This is a genomic window from Psychromonas ingrahamii 37 (assembly GCF_000015285.1).
Classification (GTDB): Bacteria; Pseudomonadota; Gammaproteobacteria; order Enterobacterales; family Psychromonadaceae; genus Psychromonas; species Psychromonas ingrahamii.
Map to the genome: position 1 here is coordinate 3,297,868 of NC_008709.1, position 26,565 is coordinate 3,324,432.

17 protein-coding genes are annotated in these 26,565 nt (G+C 38.8%); 8 read left to right on the forward strand and 9 right to left on the reverse strand.

From position 1 onward, the window contains the following. The 4 genes from PING_RS13900 to PING_RS13910 all read right to left on the reverse strand — a co-directional run bounded on the left by PING_RS13900 (nt 1) and on the right by PING_RS13910 (nt 7,077). The gene (locus tag PING_RS13900) at nt 1-2,418 is read right to left on the reverse strand and encodes an Hsp70 family protein (RefSeq protein ID WP_011770960.1); all 2,418 of its coding nucleotides are present in this window, start codon (nt 2,416-2,418) and stop codon (nt 1-3) included. Nucleotides 2,419-2,753: 335 nt separating this feature from the next. Next, nucleotides 2,754-2,885: a hypothetical protein gene (locus tag PING_RS21630; protein ID WP_269571512.1), complete on the reverse strand. Its 132-nt coding sequence runs from the start codon at nt 2,883-2,885 to the stop codon at nt 2,754-2,756. A gap of 115 nt (nt 2,886-3,000) precedes the next feature. Then, nucleotides 3,001-3,255 (reverse strand): hypothetical protein, encoded by a 255-nt coding sequence (locus PING_RS13905; RefSeq protein ID WP_041766514.1) that lies wholly within the window; start codon nt 3,253-3,255, stop codon nt 3,001-3,003. A 789-nt stretch (nt 3,256-4,044) separates the two neighbouring features. Further along, a complete protein-coding gene (locus PING_RS13910) occupies nt 4,045-7,077 on the reverse strand; it encodes an ExeM/NucH family extracellular endonuclease (RefSeq protein ID WP_011770961.1) in 3,033 nt (1,010 codons plus the stop codon). A 353-nt stretch (nt 7,078-7,430) separates the two neighbouring features. On the opposite strand from PING_RS13910, the gene ushA reads away from it, so the two are divergent. Beyond that, the gene (gene ushA, locus PING_RS13915; RefSeq protein WP_011770962.1) at nt 7,431-9,164 is read left to right on the forward strand and encodes a bifunctional UDP-sugar hydrolase/5'-nucleotidase UshA; all 1,734 of its coding nucleotides are present in this window, start codon (nt 7,431-7,433) and stop codon (nt 9,162-9,164) included. A gap of 463 nt (nt 9,165-9,627) precedes the next feature. Here the strand turns inward: ushA and PING_RS13920 are convergent, their stop codons facing one another. Further along, the gene (locus PING_RS13920; protein WP_011770963.1) at nt 9,628-10,539 is read right to left on the reverse strand and encodes an AEC family transporter; all 912 of its coding nucleotides are present in this window, start codon (nt 10,537-10,539) and stop codon (nt 9,628-9,630) included. Nucleotides 10,540-11,016: 477 nt separating this feature from the next. On the opposite strand from PING_RS13920, the gene PING_RS13925 reads away from it, so the two are divergent. The 3 genes from PING_RS13925 (at nt 11,017) to PING_RS20155 (ending at nt 14,468) form a co-directional block, all read left to right on the forward strand. After that, complete coding sequence (locus PING_RS13925) at nt 11,017-11,940, forward strand: histone deacetylase family protein (RefSeq protein ID WP_011770964.1); 924 nt, start codon at nt 11,017-11,019, stop codon at nt 11,938-11,940. 771 nt (nt 11,941-12,711) lie between these two features. Next, nucleotides 12,712-12,924, forward strand: coding sequence for a cold-shock protein (locus PING_RS13930; RefSeq protein WP_011770965.1), 213 nt, complete (start codon nt 12,712-12,714; stop codon nt 12,922-12,924). A 511-nt stretch (nt 12,925-13,435) separates the two neighbouring features. Further along, nucleotides 13,436-14,468, forward strand: a protein-coding gene (locus PING_RS20155; RefSeq protein ID WP_232279367.1) for an IS630 family transposase whose coding sequence is annotated in 2 segments (ribosomal slippage) — nt 13,436-13,899 and nt 13,898-14,468 — 1,035 coding nt in all. Because the reading frame shifts where the segments join, the coding sequence is not laid out codon by codon here. A 522-nt stretch (nt 14,469-14,990) separates the two neighbouring features. Here PING_RS20155 and PING_RS13945 read toward each other — a convergent pair. After that, nucleotides 14,991-15,560, reverse strand: a complete 570-nt coding sequence (locus tag PING_RS13945; protein ID WP_011770966.1) for an HPF/RaiA family ribosome-associated protein — start codon at nt 15,558-15,560, stop codon at nt 14,991-14,993. 82 nt (nt 15,561-15,642) lie between these two features. Continuing rightward, nucleotides 15,643-18,027 (reverse strand): diguanylate cyclase, encoded by a 2,385-nt coding sequence (locus PING_RS13950; RefSeq protein ID WP_011770967.1) that lies wholly within the window; start codon nt 18,025-18,027, stop codon nt 15,643-15,645. Between the two features lie 448 nt (nt 18,028-18,475). Between PING_RS13950 and PING_RS13955 the strand changes: the two genes are divergently transcribed. From PING_RS13955 to PING_RS13970, 4 genes are all read left to right on the forward strand, one after another. Then, nucleotides 18,476-19,069, forward strand: a complete 594-nt coding sequence (locus tag PING_RS13955) for an HAD family hydrolase (protein ID WP_011770968.1) — start codon at nt 18,476-18,478, stop codon at nt 19,067-19,069. Between the two features lie 373 nt (nt 19,070-19,442). After that, on the forward strand, nt 19,443-21,365 hold the full coding sequence (locus PING_RS13960; protein WP_011770969.1) for a PrkA family serine protein kinase: 1,923 nt from the start codon (nt 19,443-19,445) through the stop codon (nt 21,363-21,365). A 90-nt stretch (nt 21,366-21,455) separates the two neighbouring features. After that, nucleotides 21,456-22,730, forward strand: coding sequence for a YeaH/YhbH family protein (locus tag PING_RS13965; RefSeq protein WP_011770970.1), 1,275 nt, complete (start codon nt 21,456-21,458; stop codon nt 22,728-22,730). Beyond that, on the forward strand, nt 22,727-24,250 hold the full coding sequence (locus PING_RS13970; RefSeq protein ID WP_011770971.1) for a SpoVR family protein: 1,524 nt from the start codon (nt 22,727-22,729) through the stop codon (nt 24,248-24,250). Before PING_RS13965 ends, PING_RS13970 begins: the two co-directional genes overlap by 4 nt. 273 nt (nt 24,251-24,523) lie before the next feature. On the opposite strand, the gene PING_RS13975 is transcribed toward PING_RS13970, so the two are convergent. Continuing rightward, entirely contained in the window at nt 24,524-25,762 is a 1,239-nt protein-coding gene (locus PING_RS13975; RefSeq protein ID WP_011770972.1) for a metallophosphoesterase family protein, read from the reverse strand. Nucleotides 25,763-25,861: 99 nt separating this feature from the next. Next, entirely contained in the window at nt 25,862-26,239 is a 378-nt protein-coding gene (locus PING_RS13980) for an AAA family ATPase (RefSeq protein ID WP_041766517.1), read from the reverse strand. Between the last annotated feature and the right edge of the window lie 326 nt (nt 26,240-26,565).

A 26,565-nucleotide genomic window follows, 5' to 3' on the forward strand; every position in this document is an offset into this window, starting at 1 on the left:
TTAGTAACCTTTTACCGTATTGATTGAATGAGTTGTTAGCAAATTATTTGCATCAAAAAACTGTTCTAAATTTAAATCCTCATCTTCTCTTCCTTTAATCTCTTCAACAAAATCATATTCACCTAGCTTAGCGGCGGCAGAACTTAACCAACTAATATGAACTGATAAATAATTGTTTTCATATTCATCTTTCCATTTATCAAATGCTCTTTTAATCAGTAATTTTCCTTTTTCTATTTCTCCATTACTAATTAAAACTTTTCCTTTTGAAAAGATACCCAGAGAATAATTAGAATCACACTCCAAGCATTGTTCAATCCAATGTTCATATTTTTTATTATCATTGTAATGATATTGGCAGGCTAAATTAAATGCTAAATGAGGAGCTTTATTTTCCTCATATGCTTTCTGGTACAGATAGATGGCTTTATCTCGCAACCCAGCATCCGAATAGTGTAAAGCGACTCGATTCAAGCTAGAGTAGCCAAATTTATCATACAATTGCTCTAAAGATTCTGCAGCCTTTAACGACAATCCAAGTTCATCATAACGCTTATATAATTTAACAAGTGCATCTTTAGTTTCAACACCAAAGTTTCTAGCACACTCTTTGTTGTATTCACTTTCCGCTTTAAATCGTTGCTTGTCCTTAAAAGACATATCACTATTACTAAAAGGGTTTAAAGGTTCCGCGTCAATTGTTAAACCATCAACCTCTGCTCTCACCATTATTAATTTATCTTCATTAATTTTTATCGTTAATGTCACTTCGGAGTCTAACGAGAACGGTTTATTATCGACATTCTTAATCATGATGTTATGCACTAATTTATTTTTATTACCAACACAAATGGGAATCTCTATCTGTTCTTGTACTTTATTCGATGGGAATAATCCTGAAATAGTTATTTCAGCTGTTGGTATCTCTGCACCAGAAGGAATTAGTACTTCTCCAACCTCTTCACTGCCGTCTTTAATAATCGTAATGATGGGCTCGCTAGTGATAGGCTCTACAATATTACGTCCATAACCGTTATAAATTAGTGATTGAATAGCGGCACCTGAAGATACATGTGCCTGTAAATCATGTGGTAATAACATTTCAGTTTCAGGAAAATAATGCTGTAAAGAATCTCTAATAATAGGATTTTTACAGCTCCCACCTACAAACAACAAATAGTCAATATCTTCAGCGTCAAGATCCGCTTTCAATAGTGATGAATTAACTGGCGTATAAATACTGGTAAACTTTTCTTCATCATTTAACCGTTTTTCAGCGAGTTTATTTTTTGAAGTAAATGAATCTGTTATCTTAATAAACTCGGCAAAAGTTAAGGTAGGAATGCTTAAAGAAAACGTCCCGTGTTTGGTTTTAAAAGATACTTCATGGTGAACTTGTACTGTATCTGTTAAATTCATCACCTCATTATTCTTGCTCGACCAATTCATCAAAGAAAGCTCTTTACAAGCTTGAATTTTCAGTAGTTCAGCAACCGTTTCTAACCTAGGAATAATAATTTTATTGATCACTTTCATTTTGAAGAAGGACTCTTCAACATTATTTTGTTTGATAAACTGAGGAAATAAAATATCTATCGCGATTAATTTGTCAATATTGCGGCCACCAAGCTCATCAAACCTAGAAATCGATAAGTTTTTTGAATAGAAGCCCTTAAAGTTATACCCAATTTCTAAAATTGAGATATCACAAGTACCGGCACCGAAATCAAAAATAAGAATGTTAGTTGGAATATCTTCTGATATATGAATATTGCTCTTAAGAGTATTGTCACTAATATAACTTAGAAAAGCGGCATTCGGCTCATCTATCAATGACGGCTTATCTAACATCATTCCATTTTCATGGAGACTTTCAATAAGATCTTTTCGCTGATTAGCTTCAAAAGATGCAGGAATACTCACTGTATATTCGATTTCACGAGACAAATGATTCAAATTGACATATTTTTCAATTTGAACTTTTAAATAACGGAAAAAAAGCTTTGAAGCATCCTTGGGGTTAAGCAACTTAAATTTTTCATTATTTAACTCTGACTGAGGGTACTTACAACCGATGTCCTCCCCCAACTCCATTTTAAATGAATGCCAAAAATTTTTGTCTTTTTTTAACTTTAGCTTTAACTTATTTGCCCCCTCTCCGACGAGCAATTGATTATTAACATAGGCCAACATAGTAGGGATTTTATAAGATCGATGAATTGCACCATCAAATAACTTCTGATTTAAATCTATCGCTTGTGACTCTATAATACCTAGCTCTTTGCTTAAATAAGCGATACTAACAACGGTTGTCGATGTTCCAAAATCAATGCCTACATAAGTTCTTTCTTTTAAGCTTTCTGAAAATTCCTTTTGCTTACAAGAAGGGAATAATTTAGTAATTGTTAACTCATTCATTATATTTTCCTAAAACATTTTTTGAATTATCAAATTTACGCTAATCTAAATTGTGGACACAAGAAACCGATAATATAAGCTAACAGAGAATTAGACTGGATGATCGCTAATACGCAAAAAAAACTGTCTGATCAATATGTTTTTATAACAAAATTTTAAATTTAAAATTTAAAACAACAGGTTAGATCATGTTCACCTTGTATTTTTGATATTAATTTCATGCAAAAGTAAATAATCTGATTTTGTATCTACTCAACAGGGATAAAAATATTAGGCTATCAAAAAGTAAGGTATTCGTACCTTATATTCTTTTAAATCAATAGCAATTACGTCGATTATTGGATTTTATATTCGCCATTCACCACTCCCTTAACTGCTCCGTCTCTTTTAAGCCCTCTTTGCGGTAATAAGGCTTCAAACAGATCATCAACGGAGCTGTTATCTGCATTTAATCCGGGCAGCGCCATATTGGCTTCGGTAAAAAAACGCTGGCTATCATTTACCTTTTTGCTTCAGGACAGCCCCCACTCCTTTCCAAGCTCTCCGCTATCAGTTCGAGCTAGACATTCGACCACCAGTCAGTTATTCGGCATTTTTCATTTTACTTTCAGTGGGCAGACGATCGCTTTTTTGACCTTTGGCTTTAACGTCAGAAGGTAATAAATTCCACAGATCATTATTCGGCCAGCGGGCAAAAGACATGCAGTGATCAATGGCGTAATCTTTTTGCAGTGATTTATTCGTCCGCACACAATTATGTTGACCGGTTTTCTTAATGATTTCAAAGCATCGACGCACTTCATTAGCTGCGTTTTTATTATAAAATGTTGATGACAAAATTAACCTTAAAATATTGAGAGGCAACAGACCCTAACAATCTGATATATCAGAGATAATATAGAAACCATTAGTATAATGTCATTGCATAGATCAAAATTACAGATATTTTTTATAAAAACATCGTATTTAAAAAAGCTAAAATAGAGGCAGTCACAAATCATATGCGCTTAAGCTGAAAAAACCGGGATCGCCATGGTTTTATTTACTCCCGCCATCTTCCGGTGATTTTATTGAAAGCTTATACTGCTATTTTCTGCAGGACGGACTGAGATTCCCGATAAAACAACTCGGGAAGTGACAGGAACGAAAGGCTGGACAGCCAAACCTTTCCTCAGGCCAAAATGAGAGCAGAAAAATTCCCTCAGTATAAATACAGTAAAAGCATTTTAGTTTGATATGGGTGAGATCTTTCCTGTTTTTATGAATTCAGGTTAATGATCAAAACCAAAGATCCTGATGGTTTTTAAAAGGTATTAACTGCGTTTTAAGCAAAAGACAGGACGCGACCCTATTCCTATTTTTTTTAGTCATTTTTTAAAAAGGCGTGGGTGTCCAGTCTTTGTTGTTGTTTATGTTCTTTAGTCAGGGATTTAGCTATTGGGAAAGTCAGCACCAAAACCTTGCAAAGCGTTAGTATAAAATGATGAATGCGTTATTAGCGGTAAAAATGACTTAATTTAGCATGTGCCTGGTTGTCTTAGGTGAATTATTGGATCTCTCCAGCAGCTGATTTTTTCTATAAAAAAAAAGGCTCAATGAGCCTTTTTTTATTAACTAACAGAATGATTATTTTATTGCTTTACGGCGCAAGAATCCAAGCCCGAGTAGCGCAAATAAACTCAATATTCCCGTTGAACCACCATTAATACTGCTTTCAGTGGCGATGGGAGCTGCTCTCTCCTGCACAGAAAAGTAGACAGGCATTGCTGAAAATTTTTGCTCACCTTTACTATTCGTGATGATATTTTGTATTGTGTAATCCCCCCCAGCTAACCCTTCAATTTCAAAGACAATATAACCTGCCTCGAAATCAGCGCCTGTCAGCACTTTTTGTGTTGTATTTGAAACCCTGACCGCGCGAGTGTTAACGCCGTCATTGACAAGCACGGAGGCTATATCACCAATGATGAGATCGGCATTTGCAGTTTTAGCGGCATCAAGCAGATTTAAAGAAATATTGAACGCGACACCCGATATCGCTCCGGCAGGCTCTTGCGGTGCGTCCACTGGCAGATCTACTTTAGCCGGCAACGCAGGCGTTATAACTACAGGTACAATGGGAGTGACTGACTTATCAGCAAAATTCAGGACAACAATTGCCGGATCGTGATCAGATGATCTGTAAGCATTATCATATTTAGGCAGATAGCCAGTGTACTTTGTTGAATATTCAAATAAGCTTGATTCCGATGAATTGATATTCCAATACATGCTATCAACAATTTTATCCTTAAGTGATGCAGAGGCTAAAATGTAATCCAGCGTACCCACTTCATCATTGTAAGAATAGCTGTGAGATTCAGGGTGTCTATCTCGAATAACATTTGCGTAACCGTAAGATTCAGTCATTATCGCCCCTGCATCCCCATGCAGCTCGACGCCTTCCCCATCAGGTCCGCCAATATAAGTATTACGTGCGGCTTTCAGCTGATAATCAGCCGGTGCGTTATCACGATTAGTGAGCACCATAATTGCATCTTCGTTGGCATAAGAATTCAAATCTCCCATGATAAGCTTATTACCTTCGATATTTTTCATGGTTTCACCCAATTGGTAAGCAGCTGAAACACGCAGGTTTTCGCAACTACCCTGTTTATCTGGATCCTTCCCCTCCTGCAGTTTGTAATCTTCCCAGCAAGGTGAACCCTTAGATTTCAGGTGATTAACTGAAATAGTTAACTTTTCATCTGAACCGGCAATTGAGAAAGTCGGGGTAATAGCATCACGCATATAGTTATCACCGCTTTCTGTTTCTGATTGGCCATCGATATAGACAGTCACGGGCGTTGCATGCTGCTCGGGCATTTTGATAATACGCACTGTCTCAAGGCTTACTTTTGATGCTTTAAAGATTATTTGCGAGGTGATCGCATCGCTGCCGACAAAGCCGTTAGTAAGATCTTCAGTCTGCGGTTGAGCTATTGAATATTGGTTAGTATCATCAAGATTTGCGTTTAGGCGGTTAAGCAGATCAATAATCGCTGAACTTTCCCCAAATCCATTATTTTCAATCTCCATTAGCCCTAAAATATCGGCGTTGATTGCCACTATTGCAGTAACAATTTTGCTTGCCTGCCTATCGAATTCCTCTGCGCTTTCTGCACCACGGTTTTGATCTAGCGGGTTGGGTTCACCACCGAGTTGAGAGTTGAAGTAGTTAAGTACATTAAATGTGGCAATAGTGAGATCGCCATCCTGCATAACAGGTGCTTTGCTCCGGTCGCTTGCTTGGTGCAAAAATGTTTCTTTTGTCGCCTGATTGGTCACGTAAAAACGGTAATCATTATAGGAATAGCTGATCACTCCTTCAAGTCCATCAATAACATCACCAATACGGATATAATCATCGGAACTGCCTTTTTGCGCGGCTCCCTCTTTAGCAAAATCAGGATACCAGGGAATAATGCCATCGCCCGCTTTTATAAATGATTCGATGACCACACGTCTGTCCTGATTATCGTCTGTTTGTTTTTCCGCTGCACTATCAAGTTCACCCTGGTGAACGGCAGGCGCATTAGACTGGTTAGGGTGCTGATTCACTCGTTTGTTAGCAACCATCAGGTTGTTACGGTAGGGACCATAATCAAAAGAAAATGACCGTGTGACATGCATATCAGATTGTTTATCAAAGGCAACGAACATGCCTTCATGGCGCTCTAAGGTAAAGTCAAAATTTTCATCTGTTGGCAGGATACGTAGCGCCGTTGCCGCAAGTGTGCTCCCCCTGCTGAGCCCCTCAACCAAGGTTGAGTCAATTTTAGTCCAGCCGTAGTCTTCTTTAACTTTACCGGTCACCGCGACTTTATCACCAACAGTCAGACCGCTAATGTTACCTATTACAAAGATTCCGTCAGAAGTCAGCGGGTCATTATCGCCATTTCCATCTTGGATAAAAAAGCCAACACCCAGATCATTACCTAACTTTTCAGTTTGAATCGCAGTAACCACACCGGCCACGATAAAGGTTTCATCAGAGACGTACTTGTTATTATCCGGATCTGTGTAGGGGGAGCTCCATGAGGATCCCTGAAGTGCCATAATGGTTGATTCGTTGACGACAAGTTCAGCCAGCTCCTGGCCTTCTGCCCCGAGCTGGCCAAGGTCGCTTGAACTGTCTTTTGCAAACGTTTCCCATTGCCGTGGATTATAGACAGCAGAAGGAGAGTAAACGCGGCGGACTAAGGTTATATCTTTTGCGAAGTCCTCCCCCCCCATTACACCGACCATATCATGGACACTACCGTTTTTTAGTAGTGCGATGGGATCATTACCGTTATGGTTGACAACTCCGCTACTATCTATAACCGCACCTGCTGCCGCTTTAATTGCATCATTAGCGGTTTTGTGGATAACAACATAAACACTGTTCGCAGCAATAGTGACGTCATCAAGCGGCAGGCTAATTTCCCATTCACCGCTGCCATTTTGCGATTTAGCAAGTGCATAGCCACCTAATGTTAGCGCGCTTGATCCTGTGTTGGCTATTTCGATCGCTTTATTGTACGAGCCTCCTTCAATGTACTCAGAGATAATAATTTCTGCTTGAGCACTGAATGACAGAGCGGTGGCAATTGATAGCGCCAGAACATTCTTTTTCATTTTATATCCTTAGTTTAGAAAGCCTAATCAATAAATTACAAGGGCTTCGGTTCGGTTATTTTTCAGCAAAATCATACGGTCAAAAATAAATATAATTTTATCGGGTGGTTTTTTATTTATTAATAATTTCATAAGAATGTGACATATACATGACTAGACAGCCTGTATTCAGGTAGCGCTATTTATTTTATTTAAGCAGCAGAGTCATATATGTTAAATATCTGCCTGACTTAATTTTTGTCAAAAAAATGACACAATTATAATGTATTCTTGAACTTGCAAATGGAAGAGCCAATGTTTCATTGCTACACGGAGACAGATTACTGATTAAGATAATTTAAGGGTTGATTGCAATGAAAAAAATATTAATGAAAGGTTTAGTCGCAACAGCTGTGATTACAGCTTTAACGGCTTGTAATGACAATAACAGTGATCCACAGCTTGTTAGTGATCCAAAGCTTGTTGTTCCTCAAACCTGTGTTGAGGCTGCAGAGGACTGTACTACTTTTACTCTGCTTCATACTAATGATAACCATGGCCGTTTCTGGGAAAATAAATACGGGGAATACGGCATGGCGGCACGTAAGACCTTGATCGATAATATTCGTGCGGAAGTTGAAGCTGATGGTGGAGAAAGTATTCTGCTCTCCGGCGGCGATATCAATACGGGGGTGCCTGAATCTGATTTGCAGGATGCGATTCCAGATTTTATCGGTATGAACCTAATCGAATATGATGCTATGGCGGTCGGTAATCATGAATTTGATAACCCCTTATCTGTGGTAGAAATGCAGCGTAATTTGGCTAATTTTCCAATGCTGGCTGCCAATATATATGATAAAGCAACAGGTAAACGTTATTTTGATGCTTATAAAATATTCACTGTAAACGGACTGCGCATTGCTGTAATAGGCTTAACGACTGAAGATACGGTTAAGATAGGCAATCCGGAATTTATTAGCAGTTTAGAGTTCAGGAATCCGCAAGAAGAAATTCAAAAAGTGATCAAAGAAATCAAAGCAGCCAATTCAGCCGATCTTATCTTTGCAACAACGCATATGGGGCATTATGCTGATGGCCAAAACGGCAGCAATGCGCCGGGTGATGTTGCATTGGCGCGCGCTGTTAGCGAAGGTGACCTGCTGGCGATTATCGGCGGACATTCACAGAATCCCGTTTGTATGGAGCCCGGGGAAAATAGTTATGCCGCCGAATTTAAAGCGGGCGCGGATTGTGCTCCAGATCAGCAAAACGGGACCTATATTCTGCAGGCACATGAATGGGGCAAGTATGTCGGTCGCGCTGATTTTGAATATTTCAACGGGAAATTACAACTGGCAAGTTACAAGTTAATTCCTGTTAACTTGAAAGAGAAAAATACAGAGGGTGAACGTGTCTTGATCGAGGATGCGATTAAAGCTGATATAAATACCTATGAAGTACTCAAATATTATCAGGACAAAGGTCAGGAATCACTTGGCGAAGTGATTGCAAGCACAGCAGTAAAACTTGATGGGGATCGTTCAATTGTTCGTTTCAAGCAGACTAATCTAGGTCATTTACTGGCAGAAGCACAAAGAGATAAAGTTGCTGCTGATATCGGAATAATGAACTCAGGTGGTGTGCGTGCTGATATTGAATTTGGAGATATCACCTATAAAGATGTATTGACTGTGCAGCCCTTTGCAAACACTGTTACCAAGAGCACCATGACAGGTGCACAGATCTCGACATACCTGGGTGAGGTTGCTTCTTTACAGATTGACTCCGGCGCTTATGCACAGTTAACCGGTGTGCAAATGACAGTTAACTGTACGGCTAAGACGGTGGCTATCACAGATATTAATGGTAAAGGTTACGATGCGGCTGGATCTTACAGCTTTACTGTGCCCAGCTTTAATGCCGCAGGCGGCGACGGATACCCCATCCTTACACCTGTTATGACTGGTTATGTTGATGCTGAAGTACTGTACAGCTATCTGAAAGCACGGGTCTCTATTGCCGCTGGTGATTTTGCACCTTCAGCAAGTGATGTCATATATGAAAACTCGTTGAGTAGTGATGGTTGTCAGATAGCAGCTGGATAATACTTAAGTCATATTGAGAAAGGCTGGACGCCCAAACCTTTCTCTTATCCCCCTGGCCTCTTCCGGTGATTTTATTAAGAGCTTATTACTGCTGTTTTCTGCAGCACGGACTGAGATTCCCGCTAACACACTGCGGGAATGACAGTTCCTAGGGTACGCGCCGCACACCAATTTACGCGGCTTAAAATTGGGGTCAGAAAATTGGGGTCAGAGTAACGAAACGAAAGGCGGGGCACCCAAACCTTTCCTCAGGCCAAAATGAGAGCAGAAAAATTCCCTCAGTATAAATACAGTAAAAGCATTTTAGTTTGATATGGGTGAGATCTTTCCTGTTTTTATGAATTCAGGTTAATGATCAAAACCAAAGATCCTGATGGTTTTTAAAAGGTATTAACTACGTTTTAAGCAAAAGGAAAGACGCAACCCTATTCCTCACACTCATGGCTGACGATTCGGACTCTAATTAAAGCAACAGTATTCCTAATACAGGCATAATAAGAAATGCTAATAAAGTTTGCACTGTAATAATAGAGGCCATTGTCTCTTTATCGCCACCTAATTGGCGTGCAAGTATGTATGCAGAAGGCGCTGTTGGCGTCATAAAGGCAATAATCAATACGGCTGCTGCGACACCAGTAAGTCCCGTATAGGAAACTAAAAATATAGTAATCAATGGCTTTAGTCCAAACTGCGCTATTGACGATAAAGCAATAGCCCTAAAATGGCCTTTGATTTCTTGTAGCTGAAGCGCCGCTCCAACGGCTAAAAGTCCAAAGGGTAATGCCGCTTGCCCCACTATTTCTAGAACATCTCCAACAAAGGGTAATCCAATACCGCTTATACTTAAAAACCAACCAATAACACAAGCTATGATTAATGGATTGCCAACAATCTGTTTTATAAAGGGTAATACCCCTTGAAATGAAGCTTTCCCCCAAATCACAAAAACGGATATGCACCACAAATTGATCAATACAATCATAAAACCAGCAGCAACAGAGCCCATTGCGAGTCCCGTTGCACCATATAAACTTTGTGCAACAGCCAGTGTAATGTAAGTGTTGAAGCGTATACCACCTTGGAAAATTGAAGTGAAAGTCGCATTATTCTTTGACAGTGCTTTACGTAAAATAATAAGTAATAGCGCGGATGTCATTATTGTTCCAACGACAATCAATAACATTGATGGCCAAGGCGCGCCAATAAGAGATTGTTTTCCAAGAGTTCTAATGAGCAAAGCCGGTAAAAGCACAAAATAGGTCAGTTTTTCTATGCCTGGCCAAGTTTCTTCTGGCAAAAATTTAATGCGCCTTAAAATAAATCCCAAAATAATAAGAATCATAATGGGGATAAGCGCTGTAATAAAAGTCATCATTTTGAACTCACTGGAATTTTGCAGTTAACTGGCTGGTTTTAATAGTTTGAAAATGAAATGAAAACCACAATAATTTATATTTGCTTGATATTCAATGGATTATTCTATTTTTAATAATAGACAGGTTAAATTGAGCGACAAATTTGTCAGGAAAAAATTTGAACGTTGGAATTTACGACAACGACCTGAAAGGCATAGGGCAGGACGCTGAAGTCATTTACGCCAGTTCAGGCTTATGAGCGAGACAGGCTCAAGCAATGCCTGCTTAGTTGTGGCGTGACATCGCAAAGTTGGCGGTGGGTTAGAATAAGCTTTTGATTTGAAAAATGGAACACCATAATGGTGAGCAATCTACCGTTGTGGTGATAAAGAAATTTTTATGGTTTATTCGGACCTATAGCGAGACTATGATGAACTTAGTTTAGCATTACCTTTAACGCCCCCTGGTGTTGAAGCACTAGGAAAGGAGGATATGATATGACTGTTGGTATTATTAGTCATCACCGTTGTAGTCGCCATAATATGGGGGATCACCACCCGGAAAGCCCTCAAAGGATGGGGGCAATACAAGATCAGTTAATTAGAAGTGGCCTTGAATACGTTATTCACCAATATGATGCAACACCGATTGCCCGTGAAATTATTGAACTTGCTCATGACAAGAAATATATAGACTACATTTTCGACAATGCCCCAAAAGAAGGGATGTTTCGCGTTGATGATGATACATCAATGAACCCTGAATCGCTCCCCGCAGCTTTACTTTCTGCCGGAGCCGCAATTAATGCTGTTGATTTAGTGATGGATAAAACACTTAGCGCCGTATTTTGTGCCACTCGCCCCCCCGGGCATCATGCAGAATATGATAAAGGAATGGGATTTTGTTTCTTCAATAATATTGCAATTGCTGCCGCATACGCCAAAAAAAAGTATCAACTAGAACGAGTGGCCATTCTAGACTTTGATGTGCATCACGGTAATGGCACAGAAAATATCGTTAAAAATAAAACTGGTTATTTATTTTGCTCAACCTACCAATACCCATTTTTCCCTTTTGAAATGCAGGAGAGTAATACCCCTCCCATCATTAACACCCCATTGCCAGCAACCACAAAAGGTCCTGAATTTCGTCAAGCCATTACTGAAAACTGGTTACCTGCCTTGCATAAATTTAAACCACAATTAATTTTAATTTCAGCAGGCTTTGATGCTCATATAGAAGATGAAATGTCGCAAATAAGTTTAACTGAAAGCGATTATCGTTGGGTAACTGACGAAATAAAGATTATTGCCGATCAATACGCCGAAGGCCGGATTGTTTCCATGCTAGAGGGGGGCTATGCCTTAAATGCCCTAGGGCGAAGTGTCGTTGAACATGTAAAAGGTTTGATTGGTAGTTAATACTGTCGAACTAAATTAAAGCTAAATATAATGATATTCCCCTAGCCCGTGTCTCGTTATGAGGTTGGCTTGTCAAATCAGATAAGGATTACATGCTTTCTGATAGTAACGGACTTCAGCTGAGCGTTATAACCAGTGGATTTTGTAAAGTTTGAGGGCAGCCAGACGATGAATATCACATGGAAACTGGCTCAAGCAATGCCTGCTTTATAAGTAGTCACTGAAATGTGCTTTTAATGCTTTCCCTTTTTTAGTGGAAAAGGGAATGAGTTAACCGAATGGCATCATTGGATTACAGATTTAGGTCTGTGATCTTTTTTGTTTATTTCAGAGTAGGAGTAAATTAAGCGCTTATACTGCTGTTTTTTGCAGTACGGACTGAGATTCTCGCTAAAATACTGCAGGAATGACAGAGGGCTGAGTGCGGGGTAACAAGCGAGCATAAAGGTATGGCTGTTCATCAAAAGCCACAAGCAGTTAAACAATGGTAGACTAGGCCTTAAAAAGATTGGATCACCAATAAGCTTGGGTGCTCGATTACAATTGAAAATAAAGTTAGCTATTGTAGTTTTTTTAGACTATCATACGTTTGCTCTGAAAAATAAGAGTTATTAATGAAAGAATAAAGTCCAAGTTGTTATCTCAGTTGCTCCCACGTTATCGTAGTTGTCCTTAGTTTATCCCTTAGCTTCATCATCACATTCAATAATTCAGTTCTCAGTACTTCGCATTTTGGCGATATTTCTAATGAATTTATATAAGGGACACAACATGTCTAATTCAACTACCGGTTTAGTAAAATGGTTTGACGAAGCAAAAGGTTTCGGTTTTCTTACTCAAGATAACGGCGGAGCTGATGTATTTTGTCATTTCCGTGCAATTGCTTCTGAAGGCTTTAAAACATTGGCTGAAGGCCAAAAAGTTTCATTTGAAGTTGAGCAAGGCCAAAAAGGTCTGCAGGCTGGAAATGTAATCGCACTATAATGTAGTGCAATCAAAAAGGTGATTATAGATCACCTTTAATTTAGTAAATCATAACAGCATTAAATTATCCGCTACAAAGATTGACCCCAATAACACCCACTTCAGTTTGTGTCATGTCGATTTATCTTTTTATTGTTAGCGCTAAAATTTAAAACTGTACTTTTAAATCCAAATAAGGAATTTGTTATGGCTCGTGCTACGGGAAGAAAAAGATTTTGGTATCATCAAAATCGCGATCAAATATCAGAAACAAAAAACACCATTAAACAATCACAATAAAAAATCACAATAATTAACTCAGTAAGACCCTAAGCGATGTTATTTTTGAGGAGCCTCTATCCTCTTAAAATAACCGAGCGGGAATACTTTTCGTCCCCCCTACAGGCGAATAACACATTGATAATATTAAACCCTATCAAAATCAGTCAGTGAAAAAACCGGACTCTTATACCAATTCTACTAATTATGTGATCTAATAGTATTCCAATTATTAAATAATGAAACGCTATTGATGACTACAAAAAAACATGACTTTACTGCATTAGCTAAAACGCATCAAAGCGTTCGAATGAGGCTCCGTTTTTTAGCACTTGCACACTTCCAAGAAGGTAATTCACGCACTGCTATCGCTAAATTTTTAAAGGTCAGCCGAACCAGTATAAATAAATGGATCTCTCAGTATCACCAATTTGGAATGGATGGCTTAATCGATAAAAAAACAACTGGCAGGCCTTTTCGATTATCGAACGAGCAACATAAGCAACTCATTCATTATGTAACTGAGTCATCTAAAAGTGAGCTTGGTGGACGATTAAATGGCTCAGACATACAACTTTATATAGAAGAAAATTTTGCAGTGCATTACCATTTATCAAGTGTTTATAAGTTACTGCATAAGTTAGGTTTTTCTTGGATAACATCCCGTTCTAAGCACCCTAAGCAATCAATTGAAGCGCAAGAGGATTTTAAAAAAATTCCAATTCAAAACGATCTTTAAGATCCCTGGTCATATTGCATTAGATCGTGTGGATATATGGCTACAAGATGAAGCACGATTTGGCCAGCAAAATACAACAACCAAATTATGGGCTGAAAAAGGTAGCCGTCCAAGAGCAGTAAAACAACAGCAATTCGAATACGCCTATTTATTTGGATCTGTCTGTATTACCAATGGCGCTTCAGAAGCACTAGTCGTACCTTATGTAAACAAAGACATTATGATGACGCATCTTCAACAAATATCAGATAGAACCCCAATTGATAGACATGCCGTTATCATCATGGGTGGTGCTGGTTGGCATAGCGATGATATTGACGCTGACTTCAAGAATTTAACAATCATAAAGCTGCCACCCTATTCACCCGAACTAAATCCGATTGAACAGGTATGGAGTTGGCTTCGACAACATCACTTAGCAAACAGATGTTTCAGTGGTTATGATTCAATAGTTGAAACTGTCTGTGATGCTTGGAATGATTTTGTAAGTGACAGCAAAAGAGTGATAAAAATGTGTACGAGGGATTGGATGTCATTGATCAGTTAAATAAGCGGATTGGTATTAAACCTTTCTAACCAGCCTTTTTCTATAAAACATTCCGCCAAGAAACTGCTCAAACTTAATAAATCAACCAGTCATGCGGCATCTCTTTTAAGCGCCCTCTTTTCAGTAATTAAAGCATTAATACCAAAGACATTAAGTTTATGATCACAAAATTGGCACTCATAAAGCAGTAGGGTGCATTCTATGCACCGCGAACAGCCGTAATCGGTGCGCGGAGCGCACCCTACTAAGCGCCCTCTTTACAGTAATAAAGCTTCAAACAGATAATCAACTTGTTGTCTGCATTTAAACTCAGCAAAGCGGGAAGGCGTAAACGGTAAGCGAAAAAACGGGAAAGCTGGAAAGCTGGAAAGCTGGAAAGCTGGAAAGCTGGAAAGCTGGAAAGCTCGTAGGGTGCGCACCGATTGCCGCTGCTTGCGGTGTATAGAATGCACCCTACCGATAACTATTCCGCTCAAAGCTAGAAAACTCGAAGATCGAGACCCGAAGCTCAAAGCTTGCTTATTACTCACCAACAATATGGTGTTTGCCAATCAGACGTACGCTGCTGGCCTGGGGACCTTGGTCACCGGCTTCTTCGACAAATCGAACCTCATTGCCTATTTCCAGGGCATCGAACCCGCTATCGACCAGACTGTTTCGGTGAAAGTAAATATCTCTTCCATCTGCCGTCAGTATCCGGCCGAAATCCTTGTCACCTCGAACTACAGAGATTTTGCCATGGTCAGGGGTCTCATGTGTTTTTACTTTGCCGCGCTGCTTTCTGACAAAGTCCTGCATCTGTCTGCGTATCGATTTAAAAGCATCACGTATAGCGACATAGGCATCTTCGTGAGCGTGATGTTCCGGTGCTGAACGATTCACTAAAAGTTCACCATCTGGCAGAGTCAAATCGATAGATACACGGAACAATTTACCCTGCTGATGATGCGCATGGGGTTGTTCAATCACAACATGGCAAGCCATAATATGATCATAAAATTCGTCGAGTTTGGCGACCTTCTCCCGGATATGAGTTTCAACTGCATCTGAGTGCGGCATATCGCGAAAAGTTATTTGTAGTGGCTGTTTCATAAATCAAATCCTTTTCTGTTTAACCCGTATTTTAAATATAGTACATTGCGAAACAGAAAAATTTTAATTCGTTGTATTTAAGTTAATTTTTTTTAACTTGATTTCGCCCCTTTTCTTTTGCGCTATATAATGCCAAATCAGCCCGACTGATTAATTTTTCTAAGGTCTCAGTATGCTGGTACTGGCTGGCCCCAATACTAACGGTGATAGAAATATCCATACCGTTTTTGTGGTAATTATTTTGCTCCACACTGAGTCGTAGTTTTTCTGCAACCATCACACTTTCTTCAAGGTTTGCTTTAGGCAGTAAAATAATAAACTCTTCCCCGCCAAAGCGCACAAAAATATCATCTGCTCTTAATATTGCCTGAATATTTTTCACAATAAATTTCAATATATTATCGCCAGTCAAATGGCCATAGGTATCATTGATTTTTTTGAAGTGATCAACATCAATTAACAACAGTGATAAAGGTGTCTGCGTCTCTTCAGATACAGTTAAAAGCATCGGTGATATTTCAAAAAGGTAATGCCGGTTAAAAATACTGGTTAAATTATCTTTAAAAGCGACATCTTGCAACAGCATTTTTGAATGTTCTATCTTTTGGGTCCTCTCCTTTATTCTTCTTTCAAGGCTTTCATTTAGCTCCTGTAATGCTGCAGTTTTCTGATTTATTTTTTTATTTAGCGTCTTATTTAACTTTGTTAGCAGCCATTGCCGATATGAGAAAAAAGCAATCAACAGCAAGACAACAAACAGCACCCGCCATAATAATTTATAATTAAACTCTTCTTTATATTTAATCGCACTGCTGTTATTAATGATACTTTGTTTTATTTCTTCTGATAAATTATTGACTAGTTTTTCAGAGACTTGCAAAAGTAATAGGTCATCATTTCTGACCCCAATGCCAACTTCCATTTTTTCATCAAGTTTTCCACTGACTTTGAGTTGCCCAATAAAACGACCCTGTAATAGGTGACCAACAGTGTCGAGCCCGCCTATCAGTCCATAAAGTTCGCCATTTTCCACTTTTTCAAGCCCGTCTTTTATCGTATTAACTTCTACTATGATGATATTTGGATAATCTTGTCGAATGATTTCTTCCTGTTCATAACCTTTTGGCACGCCTATTTTTTTATTGGACAGATTCGTAAAATTATCTATAAATGGGATATGAGTTTTAGTGACTAAAACACGCGGGGTGACTAAATAAGGAGAGGTGAAATTGAGATATTTTGTTCTCTCTTCAGTTTTTGCAGCTAAAGATAGCAGGTCACATTTTCTCTCTTCTGCAAATTGCAGAGACTCACTCCAGGAGCTGGTTTGGACTATTTCAATAGGAATCGGTAGCTGCTTTCTAAAAATATCAATAAATTCTCTATTTAAACCAATATGCTTGCCTTGTTGATCAAAACCTTCATAGGGCAGCCAATTGGGGTCAATACACATAGTAATCTGTTTTTTCTGATTCAAATAAGTACGTTCTTCTGCGGTTAAAATTAATCTGGGATTTTTTTCGTCAAAAACAAGCTGTGTAAAATCAACATTTCCTTTTGTCACGCCTAATACTTTGTATAGTTCTAAAATTCTTTTTAATTTATTGTTATCTATTTCACCTATCTGATCGGTGTTAAAAAATGCTAACTTTTTAAGCTTTTTTCCTTCGAACACAAGCTCTTCTTTGGTTAAATTTTGCTCATTATATTTAGCAAAGATTAAATCGGCCGTTTCAGTTATATGGGTAAATGCGTATTGCCAACCTTTTAATGAAGCCGCTTTAAATGCCTTAACCGTGGTGATATCTTTTGCAATCAATGCTTCACTGGTATATAAAAAATCACTGTACATATCAAAACCATAATCTTTAGGGTCAAAAATATTATATGTAACCCCCATTTTATCTAACTCGTAGGGTGCTTTTGATATATAAGCGCTGATCAGATCTGTTTTTTTATTGACCAAATCATTTATATTGTGCGAATGGGGCAGTAGATTTACATTCTCCAAATCTACATAATTTGAATTGAGCATTGCTTTTAATGAGGCTTGAGCAAAATCATTGTTTGTGGTCATTATTTTTTTACCAACAAACTGACTGATGCTATTGATTTTTGATGCTTTGGTACTGAGCAGGACAAGCGGACTTGATTGAAAAAGGGCATATAAAATGACAATTTTTTTATGGTTGGCCTTACCAAGTATTATGCTCTCGTAACCGACGGCAAAATCAATTTCACCATCATTGATTTTTTGTACAGCATCGCTCCCAAACTGATAATCTTTGATAGTAACGTCTAATCCGACGTCATTATAAAAACCCTTTTCTTGAGCAATATAATAACCGGCAGATTGGAATTGTTCGAACCAGGAGGGTTGCAGTGTTACCTTTTTTAGCTCGTCAGCGAATAATTGCTGACTCAGCAAGGTACATAAACAAACAAAAACTCTTATAATATTAGGCAAAAAAAACCCTTTTTAAATATTAAGGCGCTGGCAGGAATAGACAAATCGGTTTATTTTGCGAGGTAAAATGAGTTAAAGAAAAATCAACCATTATAAACACCTCATCGTAACATCTATTATTTATTATTTATTATTTTCATAACGCCATTAAATCATTTTTAAGTGAGCTTTGTACTGCAAAATAAGCATTAATAGTCAGATGGAATAATTTTTCTGCTATACCACTGCAGCATCTATCTGGGCATATAAAAGCATTTTACTTTAGCATTTATTGTCTATTTTTTATACTATACCATAATACTAATACATTCAAAAAAAATACCAATTTAAATCAGTTAGTTGGATAATATTAAAGCCTAAAACTCAGCCTCTTATTAAAAATAACCTGACGTTAGCACAATTAACAGCGTGCAGATTGATACTGTCTCCCTAATGAATAAGGAACCACATGAAAGATTTAAGCACGATACAAGCACTGATATTCGATTTAGATAACACCCTAGTAAGCTCGCAGCTTGATTTTAAGTTGTTAAGGGAGATTATAAGTTGCCCAGGCAAGGTTGATATTTTAGATTTTATTAATGAAATCAAATCAGCCTCTCTTATGAAACAGGCAGAGGATTTAATTGTTTCTCATGAGATGTCAGATGCACTGACAGCCTCGTTTTTACCTGGCTCAAAAAGTTTATTGGCATTTATGGCCATCCAGAAATACCCTGTCGGGATAGTCACTCGAAACTGCCGGCAGGCGGCTAACACAAAATTAAAAAATAATGCAATTAGCGTGGATATTTTAATAACGCGTGAAGACTATCCGGCTAAACCCAATCCAGAAGCATTATTTGCAATCGCGCAATTATGGGGAATAGAGTGCCAAAATATAATGTATGTGGGTGATCATTTTTATGATGTACAAGCGGCAAATAATGCTGGAATGATTTCTTGTCTTATTACCCATAATATTGACCTGTCGTTTAAATACAGCGCCCATTTGGTTTTTAATGAATTGCATGAATTGGAAGATGCACTGAAAAAAAGCTAATTTATAATAGAAAGTGTACGCACTTATCATTTAAAAAAAAGGGATCTATAAGCAGCGCTTCCTCCCTCAATTAAAGCTGCCATACACAGAATCCATAACAAGGTTGCTCAATAGGTCTTCAACGTAAGTGACTAAATATAAAAGTATAAAATTATTTTCTCTATTGATAAAAGAGTGAGCTGAAGCTCTCTCTTTTAGATGTTTTTTTAAAAACAAAGGTAACAAATTTAGATTTTTGACTACCCTTAAGCAAAAGGTAATGAGATTAAATTACTTATGTTTATTAGTTATCGGCTAATGAGTTTTGATAAATATCACGGATGAACAACTAAGTCTTGGTTGTTTGCACCTTTGCCTATGATCAGGGGGAATTATGAATCTTTTAGAGCACTATCGTCAACGTTACGACAATGTCAAAGAAGAAGAAATGTCCATTCAGGAATATCTGGCGCTATGTAAGAAGGATCCCGGTGCCTATGCCTCTGCAGCAGAAAGAATGTTACTGGCGATTGGTGAGCCTGAACTGATCGATACTTCTCGCGATCCCCGTTTAAGTCGCATTTTTTCCAATAAAGTAATCAAACGCTATGCCACATTTGATGATTTTTACGGTATGGAAGAGTGCATTGAAAATATTGTTTCCTATTTTAAACATGCAGCTCAGGGCTTGGAAGAAAGAAAACAAATTATTTATTTGCTTGGCCCCGTTGGCGGCGGTAAATCATCATTAGCAGAAAAACTCAAATCACTGATGGAAAAACAGCCTATCTACTGCATTAAAGGCTCTCCAGTATTTGAATCACCACTGGGTTTGTTTGATCCGGAAGAAGATGGACAAATACTCAGCGAAGATTACGGCATCCCAAAACGTTATATCAGCACCATAATGTCGCCCTGGGCAGGTAAACGGTTACAGGAATATAATGGTGATATCAGTAAATTTCGGGTGGTTAAGCTCTTCCCTTCTATTCTTAATCAAATAGCGATTTCAAAAACCGAGCCGGGTGATGAAAATAATCAGGATATTTCATCTCTGGTCGGTAAGGTTGATATTCGCCAACTTGAAGATTTTTCGCAAAATGATCCCGATGCTTACAGTTTCTCGGGCGCTTTATGCCGTTCAAACCAAGGTTTGATGGAATTTGTGGAGATGTTTAAAGCCCCGATCAAGGTGCTTCACCCGTTATTAACCGCCACACAAGAGAGCAATTATAATAGTACCGAGGGCTTAAGTGCCATTCCCTTTGACGGTATTATTCTTGCCCATTCTAATGAATCAGAATGGCAAACCTTCAAAAATAATAAAAATAATGAGGCGTTTATTGATCGCGTCTATATTGTAAAAATCCCCTACTGCCTGCGCGTATCTGAAGAAATTAAAATTTATGAAAAATTATTAGAAAACAGTTCGTTGTATGCTGCACATTGCGCCCCGGATACGCTTAGCATGCTGGCCAAGTTTGTTATTTTGTCACGCCTGAAAGAGCCTGAAAATTCCAGTACCTATTCAAAAATGAAGGTCTATGACGGTGAGAACTTAAAGGATACGGATCCTAAAGCTAAATCGATGCAGGAATACAAAGATACAGCGGGTGTTGATGAAGCGATGGATGGTTTATCAACCCGCTTTGCTTTTAAAATACTCTCTAAAGTATTTAATTTTGATCCCACTGAAATTGCTGCTAATCCGGTACATTTATTGTATGTATTAGAACAGCAGATTGAACAACAACAGTTTAAAAAAGAGTTACAGGAAAAATATTTAGGGTTTATTAAAGAATTTATTGCCCCGCGCTATATAGACTTTATCGGCAAAGAGATTCAAACCGCCTATTTAGAATCCTATGCGGAATACGGTCAAAACATATTCGATCGTTATGTCACCTATGCTGATTTTTGGATTCAAGATCAAGATTTTAGGGCACCAGAAACCGGGGAGATATTGGATCGAAACTCCCTTAATGAAGAGCTCGAAAAAATAGAAAAACCGGCGGGGATAAGTAATCCAAAAGATTTTCGTAATGAAGTGGTTAATTTTGTGCTGCGCGCACGCGCAAATAACGAGGGTAAAAATCCAAATTGGAATAGTTACCAGAAACTACGTACCGTTATTGAGAAAAAAATGTTCTCCAATACAGAAGATTTATTGCCGGTTATTTCATTTAATGCAAAAGCGTCGGCAGATGACCAGCATAAACACAAAGAATTTGTCGATCGGATGAAGGACCGGGGTTATACCGAAAAGCAGGTTCGCTTACTGTCCGAGTGGTATTTACGGGTTAGAAAATCACAATGATTTATCTGGATTAAATTAGGGGAATGTCATGTTTTTTTATGTTGATAAAAATCCATTCCCTGCTGTCAACTTTACTGATGGTGATTGCTTATGAGTTATATTATTGATCGCAGGTTAAATGCCAAAAAAAAGAGCACGGTTAACAGACAGCGCTTTTTGAAACGTTATCGTAAACATATCAAAAAAGCGGTGACTGATGCCATAAGCCGGCGCTCAATAACTGATCTCGAACATGGCGAGGAGATACATATTCCCGCCGAAGATATGAAAGAGTCTTTTTTCCACCATGGTCAGGGGGGGCATGCCAAACGCGTATTACCGGGTAATCAAGATTTTATTGGTGGTGACCGTATTGAACGTCCTCCTTCCGGCGGTGCTGGGGGCAGTGGCTCGGGTGCGAGTGATAGCGGGAAAGGGGAAGATGAATTTGTTTTTCAAATAACCCAGGCAGAGTTTCTTGATTTTATGTTTGATGAACTCGCCTTGCCTAATATGATTAAGCGCCAATTACTTGGCAGCGATGAATTTAAACTCCATCAGGCAGGTTTTAGTAATCAGGGCTCCCCCGGTCAAGTTGATGTTGTTCGATCATTAAAATCAGCACATGCACGGCGCATCGCACTCACCCTAAGTAAACGTAAAAAATTAAAGGCGCTTGAAAAACAGCTGCATTTATTAGTGGCAAAGGAGCCCGTTTTAAAAAATCAGGTTGAGATTGAACAATTACGTGAAAAAATATCAACGCTAAAATCACGCGTTAAGCGCGTCCCCTGGTTGGATGATTTTGATTTAAAATATCACTTGCGTGCTAAGGAACCCGCCCCGCAGGCTAAAGCGGTGATGTTTTGTATTATGGATGTTTCGGGCTCAATGAATCAGGCCACCAAAGAAATTGCTAAACGATTTTTTATTTTATTGTATCTGTTTATACAGCGAAATTATCAGCGTACTGAGATTGTTTTTATACGTCACCATACCGTCGCTATGGAGGTTGATGAGCAGGAATTCTTTTATTCACGAGAAACGGGCGGCACTATTGTATCCAGTGCCTTAAAATTGATGCAGCAGATTATTGAACAGCGTTATCCGCTTGGCGACTGGAATATCTATGCAGCACAAGCATCCGATGGCGATAATTGGAATAATGACTCAGCGGTTTGTAAAGAGATATTGTGCAAGGCACTGCTGCCTAAATTACAATATTTTTCCTATATTGAAATCACCCCTAATGCTCACCAATTGCTCTGGCATTCCTATCAGCAAGTGAAAGCTAATTTTCCTGATACCTTTGCCATGGAACAGGTGGTTGATGCGGCTGAAATCTATACTGTATTTCGCGAAATATTTCACAAGCAGGTAATATGAAACAGAAACCGATTTCGACCACATCCGAATGGACCTTCGAACTGATTGAAGCCTATGACAGTGAAATAGGTAAAATAGCAGCTGAGTTTGGTCTGGATACTTACCCGAATCAAATTGAGGTTATCAGCTCTGAACAAATGATGGATGCCTACGCTTCAACAGGGATGCCCTTAGGTTACCACCATTGGTCCTACGGGAAGCAGTTCATCAGTACAGAACGTTCATACCAACGCGGACATATGGGGCTGGCTTATGAAATAGTCATTAATTCAAATCCTTGTATTGCCTACCTGATGGAAGAAAATACCATGACCATGCAGGCACTGGTGATTGCCCATGCCTGTTACGGACACAACTCTTTTTTCAAAGGTAATTATTTATTTAAAACTTGGACAGATGCAGACTCTATTATCGACTATCTTCTTTTTGCTAAAAAATACATTACTAAATGTGAAGAAAAGCATGGTATTAGTGCAGTAGAAAGTATTATTGATTCTTGCCACGCGATTATGAATTATGGCGTTGATCGTTATAAACGCCCTCACCCGATATCGGCTGAAAAGGAGCATAATCGTCAGCAAAAGCGGGAAGAGAACCGGCAAAATCTGGTCAATGATTTATGGCGAACCATACCCCAGGGAAAAACAAAAAATATCAAAAGCAGCAAGCACTTTCCCGAAGAGCCAGAAGAAAACTTACTTTATTTTATCGAAAAAAATGCGCCTTTATTAAAATCATGGCAGAGAGAAGTGGTGCGTATAGTGCGAAAAATATCTCAATATTTTCACCCGCAACGTCAAACGCAAGTCATGAATGAAGGTTGGGCGTGTTTTTGGCACTACACGCTAGTCAATGAAATGTACAATCGGGGATTGGTGACTGAAGGTTTTATATTGGAATTTTTACAATCACATACCAGCGTCATTTATCAGCCTCCTTTTGATAGCCAATATTATAATGGGATTAATCCTTATACCCTTGGCTTTAGTATGATGACAGATATCCGCCGTATCTGTGAACATCCCAGTGATGAAGATAAACGATGGTTTCCCGATCTTGCCGGCAGTGACTGGAAAAAAAGTTTGGATCAAGCAATGCGAAATTTTAAGGATGAAAGTTTTATTCTGCAGTATTTATCACCCAAAGTAATCCGTGATTTAAAACTGTTTTGTATTGTTGATGATGACAAAAACCCCTACATTGAAGTCAGCGCAATTCATGATGATGATGGCTATCACCGTATTCGGGAATCACTTGCGGGTCTCTATAATTTGGGTGATCAGGAGCCTGATATACAAGTTTACAGTGTTGATCTTGAAGGTGACCGCTCACTAACCCTGAACCACAACCAGTATGACCGTAAACCATTGGCAGATTCAACGACAGAGGTGTTAAAGCATATTCATCGTTTATGGGGGTTTGATATCCATTTACATTCAATAGAAAATAAAGAGGTGACTAAAAGCTATCACTGTCCGCCTGTCGGTGTTGCTGAAGCTCACCCGGCTAAAGCAAGGTGATGCTTGTGGTTATCAGTTTATGCTTCGAGTTTCGAGCTCAATTGTTATCAGTAGGGTGCATTCCATGCACCGCAAGCAGCAGAAATCGGTGTGCGGAGCGCACCCTACTTCGAGCCTTCAAGCTGCGAGCTTTCCAGCCTTCAGGCCCTGTGCTGAAGACACTCGTCTTTTTCTGTGTAGCGGTGCTATCGGTGGTAGTATTTTAAGCTTGTTACAAAAAATCAGAAAATGAATGTTTATATTTAAGTCTGAAATCCCTTATTTATCAGTATGTTATTTGATACCAGACTCTTTTGCTTTATTGATTAATTTCCAAGCAACACGGGCACATTTTTGTTTGCCATTGTTTATCTCTAATCCGATCCCAATACTTTGGCATAAGTACAGGTATCCACCTAATAACCCCACGTCAGCGTATTTTGCAAAAAGGAAAGCACCTTCTTCGTAATCAGAATAGGCATCGCGACATGCATTTAAATCAGTCAGAGCAAGCGGATTCCAATCTTTGCATAAGATTTGACTTAACAAGGCGATAAAAAGAACCTCTTTTTCACTGTGATTTTGATCCTGCAAGGTTTCAAATTGCTTTTTCTGCCGGTCTAACAGAGACATTAATCCCTGATCAGTTAAGTCCTCCAAGTCAGGTTGCCCAACATATCTAAAATTATTTTCATTAACAAATTCGTATGGCGGTTCACTTGCTGACAGGGATACTTTATAGGAAACCAAAGGGTTATCAGCTTTCGCAGCGTTATAATCTACACATATAACATTTTTTGATTGCACTTCAGGTAGTCCCGATAAGCTGTAATGTCCCACGACAACGGGTTTAACATGTCCCTGCTGCTCATAAGCCCGCCACCACTCAGGTATAATGCCCGTAATATCAACAAGTGATTCTCCCTTCGGGGGGTATTCAGCGCCCTTTAATAAGGTTGCACATAATGCAAATAATTCATGGTTTGGATCAAATGCATTTCCCCAATGCTCTTCTTTTAAACTATTATCATTATTCAGGTAGGGTTCAATGGCGTTAAGGGCAGGATCATCCCAACAGGCGTGGATCGCAGACACAGATTCAAAATCGATAAAAAGTGGCCGTTTTTTAAACCAATTTATCCAGTATAAGTGTTGATCTGAACCTTCACCTAACATCTCTAAAAAGCGTTGATGCTGCATAAAATTACTGGCTGAGTGTGTTATTGCCCACTCACCCTGCCTTAATTGGGTGGCCCAACCTATTGCATTAAACTCATTTTCACCCAGTAAACAGCAGGCATGATTTTGAGCAACAAGAGACTCTACCAGCTGGAGTAAACCTAACGGGTCCCCCTCCAAACCAGGTGCGTTATCAATAAGATTACCCATGAATACCAGCTGGGTATTACCAACATTCGATTCAAGATTATCGAGATCAAAAGACAGAAGATCAAGCAGCCTAAGCAGTTTTTTATATTGGGCGTGAATATCACCGATGAAATACAGCCACTTTATATGAACATCATTTAACATATTAGAATCCAATAACGCTAAGTTTATAGTGTGTAATTGAAAGCTTAGTTTAAATGTATCAATTGAGTGGCTGATTTTGATGATAATGTTGACAATTGATTAGCGCTGCCAGTTTTTCTTCATTTTATTGATGGATAACAGATCAACATCATGACTGTTCTGATAGTTACCGGTACAGACTTTAATGGTTAATATGGCATTAAATAATTTAGCCAGCTTACGGTAAGGTGCTATTTCCCAATGCTGCACAAAAGTGTTCGCGATGACCACATTCTCACCTCTATTTAAATAATATTCACATTGATTTTGACACCATAAATGCGCTTCTTTTAATCGCCGAGAATCAAATTGGTATTCACCCTGTTTGTTTATAAAATACATATCCGCTTCTAAATGAACGGCATTTAATGTTTTTGCTAAGGTCGATTTACCACTGCCCGGCAACCCGCGAATCAAGGTGAGCTTAGGTCTGTTCAAATTATCTCCCCCTGTTATACACATGTTACGTCAAAATGCTTTGTCAGGTGCAAGATCTTCGATCAGAGCAAGACGCAACATGACTTTTCGAGCGATTAACTGCGTTAATCCTCTAGCGGTAGATGTAAATGCAAGCATTTACATCTTAAATGGTTATTCCCTTTTCGATGGGTGCAACGCAGCGCTGGTTTTCGACCTTGCGCCCCGTAGGGCAAGGTAAATTGTGCCAATCTGCGTTGTTATAAAATCGCTATGTAGAATAATTGTACTTCAATTTTATGCCTAGCATCTCAGCACAATTTTCCTTGCTGACTTTGCATCTTGAA

What these genes read in the sequence shown, in the direction of transcription:
- PING_RS13900 (WP_011770960.1), bottom strand. Translation starts at nt 2,418, where the DNA reads ATGAATGAGTTAACAATTACTAAATTATTCCCTTCTTGTAAGCAAAAG.
- PING_RS21630 (WP_269571512.1), bottom strand. Translation starts at nt 2,885, where the DNA reads ATGGCGCTGCCCGGATTAAATGCAGATAACAGCTCCGTTGATGATCTG.
- PING_RS13910 (WP_011770961.1), bottom strand. Translation starts at nt 7,077, where the DNA reads ATGAAAAAGAATGTTCTGGCGCTATCAATTGCCACCGCTCTGTCATTC.
- ushA (WP_011770962.1), top strand. Translation starts at nt 7,431, where the DNA reads ATGAAAAAAATATTAATGAAAGGTTTAGTCGCAACAGCTGTGATTACA.
- PING_RS13920 (WP_011770963.1), bottom strand. Translation starts at nt 10,539, where the DNA reads ATGATGACTTTTATTACAGCGCTTATCCCCATTATGATTCTTATTATT.
- PING_RS13925 (WP_011770964.1), top strand. Translation starts at nt 11,017, where the DNA reads ATGACTGTTGGTATTATTAGTCATCACCGTTGTAGTCGCCATAATATG.
- PING_RS13930 (WP_011770965.1), top strand. Translation starts at nt 12,712, where the DNA reads ATGTCTAATTCAACTACCGGTTTAGTAAAATGGTTTGACGAAGCAAAA.
- PING_RS13945 (WP_011770966.1), bottom strand. Translation starts at nt 15,560, where the DNA reads ATGAAACAGCCACTACAAATAACTTTTCGCGATATGCCGCACTCAGAT.
- PING_RS13955 (WP_011770968.1), top strand. Translation starts at nt 18,476, where the DNA reads ATGAAAGATTTAAGCACGATACAAGCACTGATATTCGATTTAGATAAC.
- PING_RS13960 (WP_011770969.1), top strand. Translation starts at nt 19,443, where the DNA reads ATGAATCTTTTAGAGCACTATCGTCAACGTTACGACAATGTCAAAGAA.
- PING_RS13965 (WP_011770970.1), top strand. Translation starts at nt 21,456, where the DNA reads ATGAGTTATATTATTGATCGCAGGTTAAATGCCAAAAAAAAGAGCACG.
- PING_RS13970 (WP_011770971.1), top strand. Translation starts at nt 22,727, where the DNA reads ATGAAACAGAAACCGATTTCGACCACATCCGAATGGACCTTCGAACTG.
- PING_RS13975 (WP_011770972.1), bottom strand. Translation starts at nt 25,762, where the DNA reads ATGTTAAATGATGTTCATATAAAGTGGCTGTATTTCATCGGTGATATT.